We start from the raw sequence: 17,609 nt of genomic DNA, 5'->3' as shown, positions 1-17,609 counted from the left end.
CCGGGGAGTCGTGCCGCGGAAACGGACCCCTCCATGTCCAGGGACAGCAACACCATCCTGCTGCGCCAGCAGTACACCGGCGAGCCCCGACAGGCCGCCCACGCCTTCTACCAGGCCCGCGGCCTGTACTTCGGCCTCGTACCCGACGCCACCGACCCCGCCCAGCAGCTCCTCGAAGCCGTCCTCCTCCGTACCCTCGCCCGGCCCCACCCGCAGATCCCCGCGCCCACCGCCGCGGGCACCTTCTTCGGGCTGCGCGGCGTCTCCCCGGACATCGACACGCTCGTGCTGTGGCCCCACACCGACCAGCTGACCCAGCTGCTCGGCCGCATCCTGCCGGTCCGCACCGACAGCGGGATCGCCGGCGTCCCGGGACTGCGGGCCCGTCCGCACCCCAGCCGCACCGACACGCTGCTCCTGGCCCGCCCCGGCCACCGCGCCCACCTCACCCTGCGCGCCCGACCGGCCGCCCTGCAGCAGGCCGAGGACCACATCCTGGCCGCCGGCCTCGAACCGCTGTGGTCGGCGCGTACCTCCCAGCCCGGGGAGCGGCAGGCATGGGAGAGCCTGGCCAGGGCCCTGCCGCCCGAGGAGACGGCACTGTGGAGCCGCGCCCTGCGCCGCGCCGGCCTGCACACCCGCCAGGCGCCGGACTGGACCCGGTCCGCACCTGAGTCCGGACAGCTGGAGGGCCCCAAGCCCCAGCGCATCGCCGCCCGCCCCGTCGGCCCGGCCGGAGGCCCGGCCCGCGGCATCGTCGCGGTGACCAGTGCCCGCGGTCAGGCCGGGCTCGGCTGTACCACCACTGCGCTCACGCTCGCCGGCGCCCTGGCACGCACCGGCGCCAAGATTGCGTTCCTCGGGGCCGACGACCCCAACGGCCTCCACCGAATCCTGGAGCCGACGACGCTGCAGCCGGGCCAGTGGCACGACCTGCTGCCCGACCTGCCGGGACCGGGCACCCTGCGCGGCATGATCGTCTCCCCGAGCGCGCCGAACGCCGCGGAGCTGCTCGCCGACGCCGCCCGCGGGCACGACACCGTGGTCCTCGACGCCGGCGCCGCCTTCCAGCTGCGGCACCTGGCCGGGCACGCGGACGCGGCCGTCGTCCTCACCGACCTCGACCCCGAGGTGTGGGGAAGCACCGAGATCCTCGACCGGCGCCCCGCCTGGGTACAGATGTGGGACTGGCTCAACACCCGCTACCTCACTGCCCGTGCCCGAGCCCGCGACCCGCACTCCCAGCTCCTGCACTTCCTGGACGAGACGTTCGAGATGTACGTCTGGGACCGGGTCTCGGACGACAACGCCGACGTCTACGACGCCGACGACCCGGCGGACACCGCTGCCTGGTGGGACGACTTCCAACCCGACCCCGACGGCGAAGGCGAGGAGAACGAGCCGCTGTCGTTCCCGGAGGACATCGACGCCGAGCTCCTGGACATCCGGCGTCAGGACTTCCTGGCCTTCCTCGCCGGCGAAGGGGCCATCCGCCACCCGGACACCTGGGGCGCCGTCGCCGCCGTGTGGATCGACCACAACCGCAACCTCGACCTTCCGGGCAGCACGGGCGACGGAACCCTCGTCGAGGAGGTCCTGCGAGAGGCCGCCCCGACCGCCATCGCCCGCTGGGGCGAGCAGACGTGGCAGGAGCACCATCCCCGGTGGGCAGCAGCCGGCGCCCACACCCGCAAGGACAGCCTCACCCCCTGGCAGCACCTGATCGAGGAGGCGATCCAGCCCGCCGACCCGGCCGCCACCGCGCGGTTCCTGCTCGCCCACCTGAACCGACCGGACAACACCCCCATCGCGCTGGCGATCGCGCACGTCGACAACGCCCTCGACAACGAGCAGCACCACCTCGCCGTCCTCCGCGACACCCTGCGCGCCGAGGGCATCCCCGCCTTCACCGTCCTGCCGGACCTGCACGATCACCCGGCGCGGGGAGAAACCCTGCAGTTCCTGACACATCCCTCGGACCGGGAGGCCGCCGCTGCCAACCGCCTGGCCCTGGTGGTGGGCGACCTGCTCGCGAACCGGACACGCCCCTGAACGCGCGCCGCGTCCCGCCTGCCGGTGCCGCCGGACGGCGGCCGCGGCTGCGCACTACCGGCTGAGCTCCTCCACACCCAGCCACAAGGACAACACGCCGAAAGCGGCGAAGCAGCCGCTGACGAAGATCCCGAAGAGCTGCCCGAACAACGGCGACCACGCACCGCCCCGTCCCATGACGGTGGCGGTGCGCGCCGGGTTCTTCCCGAGCCGGTAGCGGACCGTCACCGCCTGGCCCTGGGGCATCAGCAGCGCGTCTTCCTCGAACTCCACGTACCGGCCGTCCGCCGTGGTGAACCCGTACACGTGGTGCCAGTAGGTGTTGCCCTCGCTGCCCTCCGAGGAGTAGCGGCGCACGCACACGCCATCGGCGACCAGTCCGCCGAACAGCGACCGGAGCCGTCCGACCAACTGCCGCACCAGAAAGCCGCACAGCACACCGAACGTCGCCAGAAGGAACCCGCCCACAGCCGCCATCCCCATTCGCGCAGGCTAGGCGGCCGGCGGGCCGCGCCTCCAGCACAGATGTCGGGCACGGCGGACACCCCCGAGGGAAGCCCGCGGGGGTGTCCGCAGCCGCCGAAGGCCGCCGTCATTCCCGACCGGGCGAAGCCGTGGCCTTCCGGGCGTCCTTCAAGGCGCTGCTCACCACCGCCCCGAGTTCCTCCTGGACCGGCTTGACCCGGTCGTCGTTCCAGGTCGAGGGCGCGAAGAGGAGCTCCTCGAAGGCCTGCCGCTGACGCACCGTGCACAGGGCGACCACGCCGTGGCCGCGCAGAACTTCAGCCGTCTCGGCGACCGCTTCCGGGCCGCCCATGGGCCGGTACATGTTGGTGATCATGACCACGGGCATCCGCGGGTCCAAGCCCAGGCCGCGAACGCCGCGCAGGAGTGCGGCGGCGGTCTCCTCGCCGGTGCCGGGCCGCTGGCGGCGTTCGATGAGGTCGTCGAAGTCACGGACCCGCGCGGCGTCGCTGCGCACCCCGGCCACCCACCGGCCGATGACCGAGTCCCAGTCCACCCCCGCGGCCGTGACCGGGGCGAGGGCGGCGGCGAACTGCCGGCGCAGTGCGGGAAGTTCCTCCTCGGTGGGTGCGAACGGTGCACGTTCGTCCTGCTCCAGACGGCGGTGGTGCTCCACCCAGTGCGCGCGGACCTCGGACCACACCTCGCCATGGCGCCGGGCCCCCTCGTCCTCGACCGCCGCGAGGAAGGCGGCCCACCCCTGCTCGCGGACGTCCGCGTCCTCGTCCGGGCCGGGCGGGAGCGGGAAGGCGGCGCCGTCCAGGGACCGGGCGGCCGCGGCCACATCCCACCAGCCGTCGCCCCTCACCTCATCAGCCAGCGCCGCGAACCCCTCGGCGTGGTGCGGTCCGTACGTGAGGAAGCGGGCGTCCAGGACCGCCATCAGCGTCTCCGCCGCCGGCCGGGGCAGGTGCGCAGCATCGTGGCGCAGGTGCGCGTTGAACTGGGCGTTGAGCCACCGCATCAGCTTCGCGGTGCGCCAGGTCTCCTGCTCCTCGACGGTGGCCGCGCGTGGCTGTGGGCCGTGCTCGGTTGCCGCGGCGGCGAGGAATTCGGAGGTGCGCACGGCCAGGTCCTCGATGGGGTCCCCGTCGGCGCTGAGGCGCTGCAGGTTACGCAGCCGGTTGTGCGCGATCCAGGAGTCGCGCACCTCGTCCCAGCTGTCCGGGTGCCGGCGCTGCCCCTCGGCGGTGATGAAGTCCAGGAAGTGCCGGCGCCACAGGTCCAGAGGCGCCCCGTCTTCGGGCGGCAGGACGTCGTCGGGGTGGCCGGGCGACCCATCGGCACCCAGGTCCCACCACTCCTCGACGTCCTCGGCATCGTCGACGTCGTACACGTCGACCTCGTCAGGGGCCTCCAGCCGGAGCATGGCGTAATAGAAGAACTCCCGGTCCAGCGCCGTACGCAGCCGGTCGGCGTCGACCTGGTCCGTCGAGGGGCGCCACCACCGGGCGAAGTGCTCGTCGAGCGCGGCGAAGACACGAACCTGCTCGGGCCTGCGGTCGATGACGTCGACCTGGACCCAGTCCCGGGCGCGGTAGTTGTCCGCCACCACGGTCAGGTCAGCGGCCGGGAGACCGGCGAGCTCGGCGGGCGGGCGACCACCCACATCCAGGACCACGACCTCACCGCGGCTCGTCGCCTCCGCGGCGCGCACGTCCAGGTGTTCCCCGTAGTAGCCGTGAGAGGCGGCCAGCAGCCGGCCGCCGCCGGCCGGGGCGAACGGCTCGTGCCACAACGCCGTGTCGTCGGCCGCGTCCTTGGCCACATGCCGCAGCATCGCGTCGTCGGTCACCAGGGCAACGGTGCGCCCGGCGCGGGTCAGCCCGTAGGCGATCTGGACGCTCAGGGTGCTGCAGCCGGTCCCGCCGCGCGTGGAGCGGACGTGCACGATCTGCGGGCGCCGGGAGACCGGCCCGTGCGGGCGCGGCATCAGCGCGGACGCGTCACCGGCCAGCTCGGCGAGCGTGGGCTCCCGCGAGGCCCAGTGGGAGGCGACCTCGCGCGCGAGGAGCGGGCGGCGCAGCGCGCGGCTCCAGGCGGGCGCCGACTCGGCGAGGGAGATGTCGATGACGCGGCGCGGAGTGTCCTCGAGCGCGGTGCCGGCCTGATCCCACAACGGCAGCAGACCCGCCTCCGAGGACAGACGGCCGGCCTCCCGGATATCGCGGGGCTGCGCGGCGAGCAGGACCTGTTCCGAGGCGCCCACCCTGCTCAGGGCCAGGTACTTGCCGTCGCGGACCCAGCGCAGCCCGGCAACACCGGAGACTGTCGGGACGGTGTCGCTCGTGCGGCTGGGCAGCAGGCGGACCAGGACCTCGGCCTCGGAGCCGGTCACCGGCCACAGCCTCAACTCGTTGCCAGGCCCCGGGCTCGCCTTGGCGACGCCGAACAGGCTCCCGCTCAGGGGGAGGGGATGCAGACCCCCGACCGGCCGGGTGAGCGCGAAGAGCAGCGCCGCCTCCAGAGCCTGCTGCTCGGCGGACGCGGCGTCGGGGGCCAGACCGTGAAGGAGACCGTGCGCGCGGATCCAGGACAGAGCCTGGGCATGGTTCTCGCCGGTGACAGCGGCGCGGGCGGCGGTGTTGCGGTCGGCTTTCGCCATGATGTCCCGATTCTCGGCGTGGCTCCCGGACCGGCACGCCGCGAGTGGGCGCAGCAGAAATTCAGTTCACTGTGGGGATCTCCCCCTTAGCGCCTGGGATGCACGCGGGTCCGGGCCGCAATGCGAGGCGGGCGGCAGCAGGTCTGCCTGCCCGTCATCGTAGCGGCGGCAGACCGCGCGCACAGGCAGACCCCCACGCTCGGGCGCGGGGAACGGAAGGGATGCGTCGACGAAGATCAGCCGAGTCCGCGCGGAATGCGGGAGCCGCAGGGCCGGGCGCTGTGCAGGGGTCATGAACGGGCGGTGTCGCGCTCCGCCTTCTTCGCCTTCGCGGCCTCTTCGGTCGGGGCCCAGTTGCCGGCGGCGTCCTGGATCGACAGGTCCAGGTACAGGCGCGCCAGCGCGATGTACTCGGCACGCTGCCGGGAGCTGATGTTCTCCCACGACGCCTGCGCGGCGTACGCCTGGGCCTTGTCCCGATTGGTCGTGTAGTAGTCGAAGTTCGGCTTCATATGCCGCATGACGTGGGTTCCTTCCGAATGGGCCGCGCTCGACGGCCGAACAAGTGGTGGGTGCCTGGTGCCGCGGCTCTTTGCCCGACGGCCGTCGCACAGTCGTGGCGCGTGAGGGAGCGGCTTCTGCGGGTTGTGCGTGAAGATCGAGTCAGGCGTGCGGGCTGGGAGCGGGCCGGTCAGCCGTGGGTGACGCGCACAGCGTGGCCCGCGCCGAGGGCGACTCCCCGCTGTTCACCCCGCCGGACTGGTTGATGCCCTCCTGGCGGCTGATGTCGACGATCATCCGCAGCATGGTGTCAGCGGGCTTCATGCCGTTGCCGCGCCGCAGTCCCTCCAGAACGAACAAGTCCATCGGGTCGCTCTCCAGGCCATGGTGCCCGCCCGCGCGAGTGGGCTGCCCGGTGCCAGGCTCCGGCAGTCGTCGTACCTTCTCGAACGGCTCTGACTGGTCCGGCATCCCGGCGCCCCCTCCAGTAGTTGTTCGCATGATTCTGAGTGTTCACCGGTTGCGTGATCCGCTCGGTGCCGCTGCTCCGCGCGGCTGGCCGCAGGCGGGTCAGAGGTTGATCAGGTCGCGGATCGCGTCGGGCAGCTGGGCGACCTGGTCGGGGCGGTCGAAGTAGTAGTCGCGGATGCGGCCGGCCAGCTCGGCGTCCACGGTCACCTGCTGTGGCGCCGCCGGCAGTCCGAGCGCGTCGCGTGCGGCGTCGTCCAGGTGCGCGGCGAGCGGCTGGTAGTTCCGCCCGTCGGCCTGCGCCACCAGCTCGTCGAAGCTGGGGCGCGGGCCGACCTTCGGGAGCGGTCCGACCGGGCGGAGTGCCGGCTGGTCCGCCAGTCGCGAGTCGCGGGGGGTGGGCTGCTGGTCTGTCATGTCGTCCTCCAGGGTCTGGTGGGGAGTTTCGGGTGCTCCTCACCCTGAAATACATCCTACTCACATTATTAAACTTTGTCAAGCGATATGGAAAAGTAGCGTCAGTGGCGGGGGATCTCGTTCGTGTCGACGAGCTGGACCACGACGCACTTGCGGCCCCGGATCGTCACGTTCTCCTGGATGCCCACGGACACCCAGTTCGAGCCGCTCTCCTGCAGCCGCTCCCGCTCCAGATTCCCGTACTGCGACACATGCGCCACCGCGGCCCCGCGGCGCGAGACCATCTCGAACACCACGGCATGGTCGGCTTCTCCGTAGCGGCCGTCCTCCTCCCAGTCGGTCCGCGCGAAGTACGGGTCGGCCGCCACGTTCGGGCAGTGCGACGAGGAGAGGAACGATGGGCTGTGATACCGGCTGCCGGCCGGGAAGTTCTCCCTCGCCCACTGCGCGACACGGTTGCCTTTGCGGACCTCCAGCGGGGGAGTGAACCCGCGGAAGGTGTGGTGCGGGACCTCGGCCGTGCCTGCCGAGCGGATCGCCGAGTTGATGTTCTCGGTGACCACCCGCATCGGCACGTCCATTTTCTCCGCCGGCTCATCGAGGCTGCGCCCGTTGTAGAGGTGGGCGTTGATCTGCCGGTACCTCGAGCCGGTGTAGGTGCGGACCCAGTGGTTCTGCTCGGAGCTGAGGCCGGCGCCCCACGCGTTCGACTCGGGTTCCAGGTCACCGGCCCGGTGCTCCTCCAGCTGGTCCCGGTACGGGTCGCGGCCCAGGCCGTGCCGCTCCCAGGGCCGGGCCGCCTGCCGGCTGCGCGCCGCGGCGATGATCTGCTCGGCGTGATCGGCGGGGACGCGGTCGTAGATGACCTGCCCGTTCTCGACCCGGTAGGGCCAGGGCGAGTCGGCGAGCGCCTGGTAGCGGCCGTGGTCGAGCCGGTTGAACACGACCCGGGCGTGCGGCGGTTCATCTCCGTCGGCCGGATACACGGTCGCGGAGCCGGCGAAGTCGTCGCCGCGCCAGGCCACCGTCTGCCCGCCGTCGGCGCGCGGCACGAACGTCGCGGCCCCGCCTGCCCCGCTGGCCCGCGCGAACGCGTCGGCAGCCCGGACGTGCTCGGGGTACTCCGGCATCTGCGCCGCGCCCCAGTCGTCCTCGGCCGGCTCGGGCTCCCGCGCGGGCATCGCCCACGCGACGCGGGGATCGGCGGCGGGGTAGCGCGGCGTCTGCTTGCGGTCGCCCAGCATGGTGCGCGTCGCGGCCGCGGACAGCTTCGCGTTGTCCGCGTACAGCTTCGCCTGCTCGTCGTCACCGTTCTCGACGGCCTGACGGGTCTTGGCCTCCCACATCTGGGCCGTGGCGTACGCGCCGAGCGCGGGGTGCCCGGCGCCGGCCATGGCGACGTCCTTGCGCAGCGCGGTCGAGGCAGCACGACGCGCGGCCCGAACGGCCGGGTGGGACGAGCCGCACCTGCGCCCGCCCTTCGATTGCGACCTGCACAACGGAGGTGCCCTCCCTTCCTCGCCCGCGATCCGCGGGGCTGCCCCGGCAGGCAGCAACGCGATCTTGGAAGGGGTGGCCTGTGGACAGAGACCGGGGACCGGCGCAGGTCAGAGCAGCGAATGCGCGGGAGGCCCGGCGCGGGACGGTGCCTCCGCGCATCCGCGTGCGTTACATCCGGGCTCAGTACCGCTTGGACTCGTTCACGTCGGCCAGCTGCACGACCACGCAGGGCTGGCCGGCCACGTTCACGTTCTCGTGCACACCGACCACCACGAACTCCGACCCGCGAGGCATCAGCCGCTCCCTCTCGGCGTTGTCGAACTCCGAGATGTGCGCGACCGCGGCGCCGCGACGGGAGACCGTCTCGAAGACCACGCCGTGATCGGCCATGCCCCACTCGCCGTCGGACGACCAGCCGCGGTTGGTGAACCCGGCGGCCACCGCCGGGCAGTGGGAGACCGACATGTACGAGTCGTCCCGGTAGCGGCTGCCGACCACGAAGTTCTCCCGGGCCCAGCCCGCGACCCGGTTCTCCTTACGGACATCGAGGGGCGGGGTGTACCCGCGGAAGCACCGGTGCGGCTCCTGGGACTGCCCAGCGGCCGCGATCGCGGAGTCGATGTTCCCCGTCACGACCCGCATCGGCGCGTGCATGCCGTCGGCCGGCTGGTCGAGGTCCCGGCCCTTGTAGAGATGCTCGTTGATCTCGCTGTACGAGTGGCCGGTGTACGTCGTGACCCACTGGCGCTGGCCGTGGTCCAGATTGGACGCCCACTGCTCTGACTCGGGCACCAGACGATCGGCCGTCACCTCGTCGAGGCGATCCCGGTGCCGTGCGTCGTTCAGGCCGTGCCGCTCCCACGGCTTGGCCGGCCGGCGGGAGGCCGCCGCGTGGATGATCTGCTCGGCGTGGTCGACCGGGACGCGGTCGTAGATGACCTGCCCGTCCTCGGTCCGGTAGGGCCAGGGCGAGTCAGCGAGCGCCTGGTAGCGGTCGCGGTCGAGCCGGCTGAACACGACCCGCGCGTGCGGAGGCTCGTCGCCCTCGCCCGGGTAGACGGTGGCGGCGCCACCGAAGCCCTGGTCGTTCCAGGCGGTCGTCTGCCCGCCGTCATCCCGAGGAGGCAGCACACGGGCCCGCCCGCCGATGCCCGCCGCGCCGGCCAGGGCACGCGCCGCGCGAGTCTGCTCCGGCGGCGGCGGGGGCGGCTCCGCGCTCAGCGCTGCCGGATCGTCGGCGTCCGGGTAGGGCTGCTTGGGCTGCTTGCCACGGGCGTACGCACGGGCAGCGGCAGCGCACTTCTTCGCGTTGTCCGCGTACATCCGCGCCCGGTCGTCGTCACCCTCCTCCAGGGCCTCCTTGGTGCGCGCCGTCCACGCCTGCGCGTTCGCGTACGCCGCCTGAGCATTCGGGTCACCAGCCTCGGCGACGGTCTTGCCGAGCTGGGCGGAGGAGGCTCGCCGCGCCGATCGCATGGCCGGCTGCGACGACGTACACCGCCGGCCCCCCTTCGAGATGGACCTGCACACGCCCGCTCCCTTCTGCCGCTTGCCGCGCGACCACCCGGCCGGGCGGTTCGGCGATCTTGCGGAGAGGGGCCTGTGGACAGAGGACGCTCACTGCGCGGGCCATGGGGGGGAGGGCCCCAACGCGAAGAGGCGGGGCGGCCGGTGGGCCGTCCCGCCTCCAGCAGGGGGTGAGGATCAGGCGAGGTACTCGGCGACCAGGTCGGCGAACTCCTGCTCGCTGAGGATCTTCGTGCCGAGCTGCTCGGCCTTGGCCAGCTTGGACCCGGCGCCCTCGCCTGCGACGAGGATCGTCGTCTTCTTCGAGACGCTGCTGGCGGAGGCCCCGCCCGCGTTCTCGATCAGCTCGTTCATCTGGTTGCGGTTACGTCCGGCCAGAAGCCCGTGCATCCCGCCCGTGACCACGACCACCTGGTCCGCCAGCGGCTTGCTGTTGCTGGTGCCGCTGACCTGGGTGGTGGGTTCGATCATGTTCACCCCGGCGTCCGCGAGCTTCTCGATGACCGGCCCCATCGCGTAGATGTGTGCGGCGATCTTCGGTGCGTTCGCGCCGGGCAGCTTGTTCACCTCGGCGAGTGCGGCGGCGTCGGCGGCCTGGATCTTGCTCATCGAGCCGAAGTGACGGGCGATCTCACGAGAGAGGGTGCGGCCGGTCCGTACGATCCCCAGCGCACAGAACACCCGGTTCAGGGGCTGCTGCCGGGCCTTGTCCAGCTCGGCCAGCAGCGAGTCGGCGCGCTTCTCGCTCCCGGTCGCCTCGGCCAACTGCGCGCGGGTGAGGGCGAACAGGTCGCCCAGGTCGTTGACCAGGCCCGCCTCGACGAGGGCTTCCAGATAGGTGACGCCGAGCCCGTCGATGTCGAGCTGGTCGCGGCCGACGGCGTACTTCAAGGAAGGCAGCAGGCCGCACGAGCCGTTCACGCCGCCCGCGCACTCCCACCGCTCGCCCGACTTGTCGATGTCCCCGCCGCACTTCGGGCAGGACTCGGGGAAGACGATGTCGCTCTCCTCGCCCGTGCGCAGCGCGGTCACGGGGGACTCGATCCGGGGAATGATGTCGCCGGCCTTCCACACCTTCACGGTGTCGTTGATCTTCAAACCGCTGTCGCGGATGAACGCCGGGTTGTGGAGGGTGGCGTAGGTGACGACGCTGCCGTCGACCTCCACCGGCTTCAGCACGGCGCGCGGGGCGATGATGCCGGTGCGTCCCACGTTCCACTCCACCGCGAGGAGCTGGGTCTGCGCCTCGACGGCCGCGAGCTTGTAGGCGATCGCCCAGTGCGGGTGGCGGGTGGCGAACCCGGCGGCCTTCTGCTCGGCGAAGTCGTTGGCCTTGATCACCACGCCGTCGATCCCGAACGGCAGCTGGGGCCGCAGCGCCTGGATCTCCTCGACGCGGGCCTGGGCCTCGGTCAGCGTGGCGCAGACCTTGAGTCCGACCTCGGTGCTGCCGGTGGTCTGCACGCCCAGGGCGGCGACCTGGGCCATGACGGCCTGGTGCGTCTCCCCGGCCAGGAAGTCGACGTCGTCCAGGCCCACCGCGCCGTAGGCGAAGAACGTCGTCTCGATGACGTACGGCCGGTCCTTCGCGCGGAGCGTGCCCGCGGTGCCGTTGCGCGGGTTGGAGAACATCTTCGCCTTGTGCGCGGCGCGGATCTCGTTCGCCTTCTGGAACTGGGCCTGCGTCAGCAGCACCTCGCCACGGATCTCCACCGTCACGCTGGCGGGCAGCTGGACGGGGAGACCGATGATGGTGCCGATGGCGTGCGAGAGGTCCTCACCGTGCGTGCCGTTGCCGCGGCCGACGAGCTGCACCAGACGGCCGTCACGGTAGCGGGCGGCGATGGCCGCCCCGTCCAGCTTCGGTTCCACCGCGTAGCCGCCGGTGACCGGGCCGCCGATCCGGCGGGCCAGTGACGCGCCCCACTTCTGAAGGCCTTCGGTGTCGAAAACGTTGTCCAGGGAGAGCATCGGCACGGTGTGCGCGACATCCCCGACGGGTGCCGCTCCGCCGCCGACCTTGCCGGTGGGGGAGTCAGCCCGGGTGTGCTCCGGGTGCTCGCGCTCGTAGGCGGCGATGCCGCGGGCGAGGGCGTCGTACGTGGCGTCGTCGAGGGTGGTGTCCCCGTCGTCGTAGTACGCCGTGATCGCGACGAGGGCCTGGTTGACCGCGGTCTCGTAGGCGGTGCGGTCGGTCAGGGAAACGGCGGGTGCAGCAGTCGTCATGCAGTGATCCTTACGTAGGGGTCTGACATTGCGCGGCGCGTGGCCGCGAGGAGCTATGGCAGTTCGAGGTGGGCGGCGCACACCCACGACTGGACCCAGCCGTGGGTGACGCGGTCGATGAGGACGTCGTGGCTGTTGGTCCCGGGCTCACACAGCCCGCACTCCACGTGCTCGCTGCGCAGCAGCTGGAGCGGGGTGAAGCGGGAGGTCCCCGGCATGGTCCACCGCTCGACGCTGACGGTGTCGTTGTCGTGCGGGCGGTAGCTGACGGGGACGCGTGCCATCCCCGGAAGGCCGTGGTGGTCGGCGCCGGTCACGGTGACCGTGGTGCCGCCCACGTTGAGCAGATCGCCCTCGCGCAGTTCGCGGGCCTCGACGGCGGTGATGACGGAGCCGGTCCAGACGATGGCGCCCGCGGGCAGGTCAGCAAGGAACATGGGGCAGCGTCCTTTCCAGACGGTGATGGGCAGCAGGACCGGGAGCCGTGCGGGGCGGGCCGGTCACCGGCCTCCCCGCACGGCTCCCGGGGCTACGCGACGGCCGCGAAGGCGCTGCGGATGGTCTGGAGCTGCTTCTCCGCCGTCTTGACGCGCGGCCTCAGCTCCTCCAGCTCGCGGGTGGTCTTGGTCAGCTTCTTCAGCGCGGCGTCGAGCTCGGCGCTGTACCACGTGGCCTTCTGCGCGCGCTCGATGAGCTCGGCCAGCGTCAGCCCGCTCACGTCGATGGCCGAGGGGTCCGGGGCCGCCTTCGGCGTCTGGGTCTGGTTCTTGTGGACCTTGGTGTGCGGCCACACCCCGCTGGCCTTCGGCCGGGTGAACTCGCAGTTGGGCCAGACGCAGTTGTAGACCACCGTGCCGTCCGACAGGAGGACCTTCAGGACCTCCTTGAAGTAGCGGGGGTTCTCCGGGGTGCTGCGCGGGGTCTCGGCGAATTCGAACTCGATGACCTCAAGGCCGTTGAGGGTTCCGTTGGCGGTTGCCACAGGTGCAGCTCCTAACGTGAGCAGAGGAAAGGGAAGTTGAGGGGGGAAGGGGGCCACGGGGTGCCGGGGACGGGACCGACGCCCCGTGGCCGGTCGGTGAGCCGCTTCACGGCGGCCAGCTCGGGCGGCAGGCTTGACGGCCGACGAGGTCGAGCACCCACGACGGCGCCCCGCGCAGGAGCGGCCCGTGGTCACGTCCTCTTGGCCGGTTCAGCGGATGCGGGTGTGGCGAGCGGCGATGTCGGCGCTGCTCAGCGGGCAGGTCGGGCAGGGCCGGGGTGCGGCGGCGGTCGGCGGGCCGGACTTCCAGGTCAGGCCGCGACCGCACCGCGCCGACACTGACGAGATCCAGTAGCTGGCGCGCTCCTCGGCCCACAGGCTCTGGGGGTGGCCCGCCCAGTAGCGGGTCGACCAGAGGCCGGCCGCGATGTGGACGTAGTGGCCGTCCTCGTGGGCGCTGACGCCGTACCCGTACCGGGCGGCGTCGCGTGCGGCGTCAGGTGACACGGAAATCTCCGTCGCTTCAGTCGCTGTGGTCGCTGAGGGAGGGGGCCGCCGGGAGCGGGTGGGGGTGCTCCCGGCGGCCGGTCAAGGGCCGGTCAGGCGGCCAGCGCGAGGAGCTGGCGGTGGGCGGCGGTCTTCTTCTTGGTGACCGCGCCGATGTCGGACAGCGACCGCGCGGCGCGCGCCGAGACGGTGTTGGCCTTGGCGTAGTGGTCGAGGTACTCGCCGATCGCGTTCCAGCCCGCCCACGCGGTGCCCCGGATGCTCTCCTGGGTGGCCGCGTTCTCGAAGAGGCCGCGCAGGGTGGTCATGCGCTCCTCGTAGTTCTTGCGGGTGCGGGTGGTGGGGCTGGTCGGGATGGGCCACAGGTCGCGGCTGGTGACCAGCTTCTCGAACTGGCCCATCGTCAGCGGAGTGTTGAGCATCCGCTCGGCCTCACGCTCGAACGCGTCCTGCCAGTCGAAGAGGACGGCCAGCTCGTTCTCCAGCGTGACGAGCTTGTCCAGAGCAGAGCGGGTGTGGGGGACCGACACCTTGTGCTTGGCGCCCGCGATGATGATGCGCTGCATGTTGCCGCAGTCCAGGCGCGTCGGGCCGATGTGCAGGGAGTTGGACGAGGAACCGTCGTGGCTGCCGAAGAGGGTCAGGTGCATGTTGTGCTCGTCGACCCCGCCGATACGCACGGTGCCCGGCAGGCTCATCGAGATGAAGAACTTCTTACCGCCGTCGTACGCGCCCGCCTTGTGGAAGACGGCGCCGCTCTCGCGGCGGGCAAGGTCCAGCACGTTCTCGTACGCCTCGATCTGAACCGGGGTGTACTTGCGGCCCACGGCGCTGAGGTACTCGGTGGCAAGGGTGCGCGGGTTGGTGCGAACGGTGGCGCGGGTGTCGGGCATCTTCACCTCGGTGGCGCTGACACCGTCCTCGTGGATCGTGACCTCGCTGGCGGTGACGTTGCCCATGAGGCGGACGTCCCAGTCGCGAAGGTCGGCCATCTCAAGGGCCTCGCGGGCGGTGCTCGCCTCGCTGACGTCGGCGCCCAGGATGCTCCAGGCGTCCTTGCGGCCCGGGGCGCGAAGGGCGGTTCCGTTGGTGGGGATCTCAAGAACAGTCACAGGCAATAGCTCCTCAGTCGACTGGGGGCCCGTCCGACCCCTGACCCTTTTAATAATACGCACGTGGTACTCTTGAGTCAAGTTAAAAGGGTCAATGAATGAGAGTGCCGCCCCAGCACCCCCGCGGACATGCAAAAAGGCCCCGCCGGAGCACAAATCGTCAACCGGCAGGGCAGCGGGAAAGGCGTGCGGGACACTCACTCGTGGCGCAGGAGAGTCCTCGGAGGAGAAACATGGTGGGGCGTACGGAAAGGCCGGCCAAGAGCCAGGCCGTCGCGATTGCGGTCGTGGTCGTCGGCGTAGTGGCCTTCGCGGCCGCGCTGGTGGCCAACTCGGCTCAGCAGGCCGCAGCCACGTGGACGGCGATCACGCTCGTCGTGGCGTGCACCGGGTGGCTCGCGTGGGACGGCTGGCGCCGGTGGATGCGCGAGCGGGCGGAGCGGCGCGAAGAGCCCACGGCGTAGCGAGCAGGGTCCGCGACCTGCGAACAGAAGAAGCGGGGCCGGACAGCAGACCGAAGTCTCCCCCTCCGGTGAAGAAAGGGGTGTGCAAGACCGTCCGGCCCCTCACCACGAAAGCCGCCGCTCAGGCCGCCGAGGCGGCTGGGGCGAGGCCAACGCACCGCCAACTGTAGGCCCGGCACTGGCGAAGCCCTGTCCCTTGCGGGACGGGGCTTCGGTGTTCCTCAAGGCTCCAGGGGAAGGCGAGGAAATGTGGTGTCCCTGGCGCGACCTGCTCGAACGCCGACCGGGCCGCGGTGTGCCTGATGCTCCTGTGATCGTTGTGACCCGAGCGGGGGTCGGGCAGGCGTGCGACGCGCACCGCGCACGAGGGGGAGAGCATGATCGACCGGAACACGGCGCAAGGCGCACGGGAGCTGGCCTGGCACGCGCACCTGGAGGTGGCGACCCGCACGCCGTACCTCGACGCCAGGCCGGGACGCGACCGCGACTGCCTCGTTGGCGAAGCCCTGTACGACAGCTTCGCCGTTCACACCGCGTTGCACCGGCTCGCCGCCGGCATCACCCCCGATTCCGCGCTGGTCCCGCTCCTCCTGCCCGCGCTGATGGCCACCCGGAATCTGTTGGCGCTGCGCTCGTCGTGGACCGGCTACTGCAACGAGAGGTTCGCCCTCGACCCCGCGGCAACGGACAAGACGAGCGAGATGTCCCGGCAGTACGTGGCCGGTGACGACGTACGCGCCTGGCCGGACTTCGCCGAGGGCAGGCCGCGTACGGGGAGGCGACGAGGGCGGTCCGCGAGCTCAAGCTGACACTCGGCCAATGCATGACGGTGCCCGGCCTCGAGAAGAGGCCGGGCACGCCGGGCACCGTACGCACGCGTCCCGCAGGCTGCCGCTGCCCCGGGCGGGGGCGGCGCGCATGGGCGATGGGAGACGTCAGGCGGCCTGGCGGATGATCCGCTCGGTCTCCTCGTGTCCGTACTCCGCGACGAGGTAAGCCACCTGCTTGTCCAGGCCCTGGTTGTTGACGTCGTCGGCGGCCTGACGGCCGGCCTCGTCGTGCAGCTCGTCGGTGTCAGTGCCGTCGTCGGCGGAATTGGACGCGTCGCTGGCGTACTGCGAGGCGGCGTCGTGCACGGCCTCGTCCAGGTCGATCGGGTCGATCCCGAGGGAGTGGGCGAGGGCGAGGAGCCGGTCGGCGTGAGCGGCGTCGGCGGGGCTGAGCGGGGCGTCGGCTTCGATGTCGAGCAAGGCATCTCCTGCTTTGTCGGGGCGGTCGGGGAGGGGGCAGAACACGGCGTCGGGCGATCAGGCGTCGGCCGGGGCCTCGGTGGGTTCGGCGGGCTGGATCTTGCGGTTGCGGATCAGCCAGTCGCGGACCTCGGCGACGTCGCGGGTGCGGCGGCTGTCCTTGGCGGGGAAGGGGTCCTCGACCTTGTCCGGGGTGTAGGCGCGCGCGTAGTGCTTGAGCGACTCGATGTTGAGCCCGAACTCGCGGGCGAGTGCACTGGCCCCGAGCCGGCGCGACTCCTTCGCAGGAGCGGCGGCGGCCTGCGGGCGCAGCGCGACCTGCCCGGCGTTTTCCAGGTCGAGGAGATCGGACAGCCACTCCGTCTGTCCCGGCTCCTCCAGGTGGAGCACCTCTGCCAGCCACTCCACGGGCGTGTTCGAGCCGGCCGTGCGCGCGAGCCGGGCCCGTTCGACCACGTCGCGCTGGCCGGTGGTGAGTCCCAGCTCGTCCAGGTAGATCCGGCCGTCGACGGGCTCCGAGCCGTCCGTTGCCCGCTTCAGCAGCCAGGCGCGGAGATCTGCCCAGTCCCGCGCTCCGCTCTCGTCCGCCGCCGGGAGCGGGTCGCTCTTGCGCAGGAACCAGGCCCTGACCTGGCTCCAGGAACGCTTGCCGTCGTCGTCCGCAGGGGGGAACGGGTCCTCGGCCTTCTCCGCCGGGTAGCGCTCGGCGTACTTATTCACCGCGCGCCGCGTCAGGTCCAGGAGGTCGGCCAGTTCCAGGGTGTCCAGCAGCACCTGCGTGGGCTGGACGGAAAGGACCTTCGCGGTCAGATCGCGCGGGCCGGGCCGGTCGGTCCGGGTGAAGGACTGGTCGGCGTACCACTCCAGCACGGCGTCCCGGTCGCGGTAGACCGTGCGCCCCCCGAAGTCGGCCTTGCCGCCGGGAAACGTGGGGTCCTTCGCCCAGTTGTGGATGTGGGCGCGGCCGGTGGCCTCGGCGATCTGTGCGGCGGTGACACGCTCGGGCAGCGCCGCGAAGGCCGCCTTAACCTCTGCGATGTTCTTCATGAGGGGACTCCGGGTGGACGTATTGGCAGCTCAGGGCGGGACTTGGTGATTCATTCCACCCTCTCGGATTCCCTAATGTTCTCACGAGGGGGGTTTAGTGTCAACTTTGAGGGTCGCTCGCGAGTGGCGGAAGTGGCCGGCCGTCGCGGCGCGGGGCGGGGCGGGGAGTGGTCCGCCGGCCGCGTGCACGGCGGCGCGCCCGGCGGCGGTCAGCCGGAGCAGGTGAGGGTGGCCGCGGTGCTCGGCGCCGGGATCCGGTGCGCCCAGAAGATGGCCGCAGCCGTCCAGGAACCCGGCGAGGCCGAGCACCTCCAGCGCGTGGACGTCCGCCTCGCTGACGAGCATCGGGTGGATGCTGCTGGAGGCCCGGACGGCGGCGTCGCGGAGCGCGGCGAGCCGGCGAGGGGTCAGGCGGGGCGGCATACG

Annotated in this window: 18 protein-coding genes; 3 read left to right on the top strand and 15 right to left on the bottom strand. The window is 71.7% G+C overall.

Translation table 11 applies throughout. The features are described from left to right. The first annotated feature begins 33 nt into the window (after nucleotides 1-33). Nucleotides 34-2,052, top strand: coding sequence for a hypothetical protein (locus tag ABEA77_RS02160; protein WP_345640318.1), 2,019 nt, complete (start codon nucleotides 34-36; stop codon nucleotides 2,050-2,052). Between the two features lie 54 nt (nucleotides 2,053-2,106). Here ABEA77_RS02160 and ABEA77_RS02155 read toward each other — a convergent pair whose 3' ends face one another. From ABEA77_RS02155 to ABEA77_RS02100, 12 genes are all read right to left on the bottom strand, one after another. Then, on the bottom strand, nucleotides 2,107-2,535 hold the full coding sequence (locus ABEA77_RS02155; RefSeq protein ID WP_345640316.1) for a DUF3592 domain-containing protein: 429 nt from the start codon (nucleotides 2,533-2,535) through the stop codon (nucleotides 2,107-2,109). Between the two features lie 109 nt (nucleotides 2,536-2,644). Next, on the bottom strand, nucleotides 2,645-5,182 hold the full coding sequence (locus ABEA77_RS02150) for a hypothetical protein (protein ID WP_345640313.1): 2,538 nt from the start codon (nucleotides 5,180-5,182) through the stop codon (nucleotides 2,645-2,647). Between the two features lie 290 nt (nucleotides 5,183-5,472). Next, on the bottom strand, nucleotides 5,473-5,703 hold the full coding sequence (locus ABEA77_RS02145; RefSeq protein ID WP_345640310.1) for a hypothetical protein: 231 nt from the start codon (nucleotides 5,701-5,703) through the stop codon (nucleotides 5,473-5,475). A 142-nt stretch (nucleotides 5,704-5,845) separates the two neighbouring features. Beyond that, nucleotides 5,846-6,049, bottom strand: a complete 204-nt coding sequence (locus ABEA77_RS02140; protein WP_345640307.1) for a hypothetical protein — start codon at nucleotides 6,047-6,049, stop codon at nucleotides 5,846-5,848. Nucleotides 6,050-6,253: 204 nt separating this feature from the next. Then, a complete protein-coding gene (locus ABEA77_RS02135) occupies nucleotides 6,254-6,568 on the bottom strand; it encodes a hypothetical protein (RefSeq protein WP_060880638.1) in 315 nt (104 codons plus the stop codon). A gap of 101 nt (nucleotides 6,569-6,669) precedes the next feature. Then, nucleotides 6,670-7,962, bottom strand: a complete 1,293-nt coding sequence (locus tag ABEA77_RS02130) for an ADP-ribosyltransferase family protein (protein WP_345640303.1) — start codon at nucleotides 7,960-7,962, stop codon at nucleotides 6,670-6,672. Nucleotides 7,963-8,248: 286 nt separating this feature from the next. Next, nucleotides 8,249-9,544 (bottom strand): ADP-ribosyltransferase, encoded by a 1,296-nt coding sequence (locus ABEA77_RS02125; protein WP_345640300.1) that lies wholly within the window; start codon nucleotides 9,542-9,544, stop codon nucleotides 8,249-8,251. Between the two features lie 228 nt (nucleotides 9,545-9,772). Continuing rightward, a complete protein-coding gene (ligA, locus tag ABEA77_RS02120) occupies nucleotides 9,773-11,821 on the bottom strand; it encodes an NAD-dependent DNA ligase LigA (protein ID WP_345640297.1) in 2,049 nt (682 codons plus the stop codon). A 53-nt stretch (nucleotides 11,822-11,874) separates the two neighbouring features. Continuing rightward, the gene (locus ABEA77_RS02115; protein WP_345640294.1) at nucleotides 11,875-12,258 is read right to left on the bottom strand and encodes a hypothetical protein; all 384 of its coding nucleotides are present in this window, start codon (nucleotides 12,256-12,258) and stop codon (nucleotides 11,875-11,877) included. Nucleotides 12,259-12,350: 92 nt separating this feature from the next. Next, nucleotides 12,351-12,803 carry a hypothetical protein gene (locus ABEA77_RS02110; RefSeq protein ID WP_345640291.1) on the bottom strand — a complete coding sequence of 151 codons (453 nt, stop codon included), beginning with the start codon at nucleotides 12,801-12,803 and terminating at the stop codon, nucleotides 12,351-12,353. A 210-nt stretch (nucleotides 12,804-13,013) separates the two neighbouring features. Beyond that, complete coding sequence (locus tag ABEA77_RS02105) at nucleotides 13,014-13,310, bottom strand: hypothetical protein (RefSeq protein WP_345640288.1); 297 nt, start codon at nucleotides 13,308-13,310, stop codon at nucleotides 13,014-13,016. A gap of 92 nt (nucleotides 13,311-13,402) precedes the next feature. Further along, on the bottom strand, nucleotides 13,403-14,422 hold the full coding sequence (locus tag ABEA77_RS02100; RefSeq protein WP_345640286.1) for a DUF932 domain-containing protein: 1,020 nt from the start codon (nucleotides 14,420-14,422) through the stop codon (nucleotides 13,403-13,405). Between the two features lie 233 nt (nucleotides 14,423-14,655). Here ABEA77_RS02100 and ABEA77_RS02095 point away from each other — a divergent pair, with 233 nt between their 5' ends. Together ABEA77_RS02095 and ABEA77_RS02090 are read left to right on the top strand one after the other, a co-directional pair. Next, nucleotides 14,656-14,886: a hypothetical protein gene (locus tag ABEA77_RS02095; protein ID WP_345640283.1), complete on the top strand. Its 231-nt coding sequence runs from the start codon at nucleotides 14,656-14,658 to the stop codon at nucleotides 14,884-14,886. A 377-nt stretch (nucleotides 14,887-15,263) separates the two neighbouring features. Beyond that, nucleotides 15,264-15,695 carry a hypothetical protein gene (locus ABEA77_RS02090; RefSeq protein WP_345640280.1) on the top strand — a complete coding sequence of 144 codons (432 nt, stop codon included), beginning with the start codon at nucleotides 15,264-15,266 and terminating at the stop codon, nucleotides 15,693-15,695. A 126-nt stretch (nucleotides 15,696-15,821) separates the two neighbouring features. Here ABEA77_RS02090 and ABEA77_RS02085 read toward each other — a convergent pair whose 3' ends face one another. The 3 genes from ABEA77_RS02085 to ABEA77_RS02075 form a co-directional block, all read right to left on the bottom strand. Next, nucleotides 15,822-16,136: a hypothetical protein gene (locus ABEA77_RS02085; protein WP_345640277.1), complete on the bottom strand. Its 315-nt coding sequence runs from the start codon at nucleotides 16,134-16,136 to the stop codon at nucleotides 15,822-15,824. Nucleotides 16,137-16,193: 57 nt separating this feature from the next. Further along, nucleotides 16,194-17,183: a hypothetical protein gene (locus ABEA77_RS02080; RefSeq protein WP_345640275.1), complete on the bottom strand. Its 990-nt coding sequence runs from the start codon at nucleotides 17,181-17,183 to the stop codon at nucleotides 16,194-16,196. An 81-nt stretch (nucleotides 17,184-17,264) separates the two neighbouring features. Continuing rightward, nucleotides 17,265-17,606 carry a hypothetical protein gene (locus ABEA77_RS02075; protein WP_345640273.1) on the bottom strand — a complete coding sequence of 114 codons (342 nt, stop codon included), beginning with the start codon at nucleotides 17,604-17,606 and terminating at the stop codon, nucleotides 17,265-17,267. Nucleotides 17,607-17,609 lie beyond the last annotated feature (3 nt).

The sequence above is a fragment of the Streptomyces tremellae genome (genome assembly GCF_039540215.1).
Taxonomy (GTDB): Bacteria; Actinomycetota; Actinomycetes; order Streptomycetales; family Streptomycetaceae; genus Streptomyces; species Streptomyces tremellae.
This window is presented reverse-complemented; position numbering and strand designations above follow the sequence as displayed.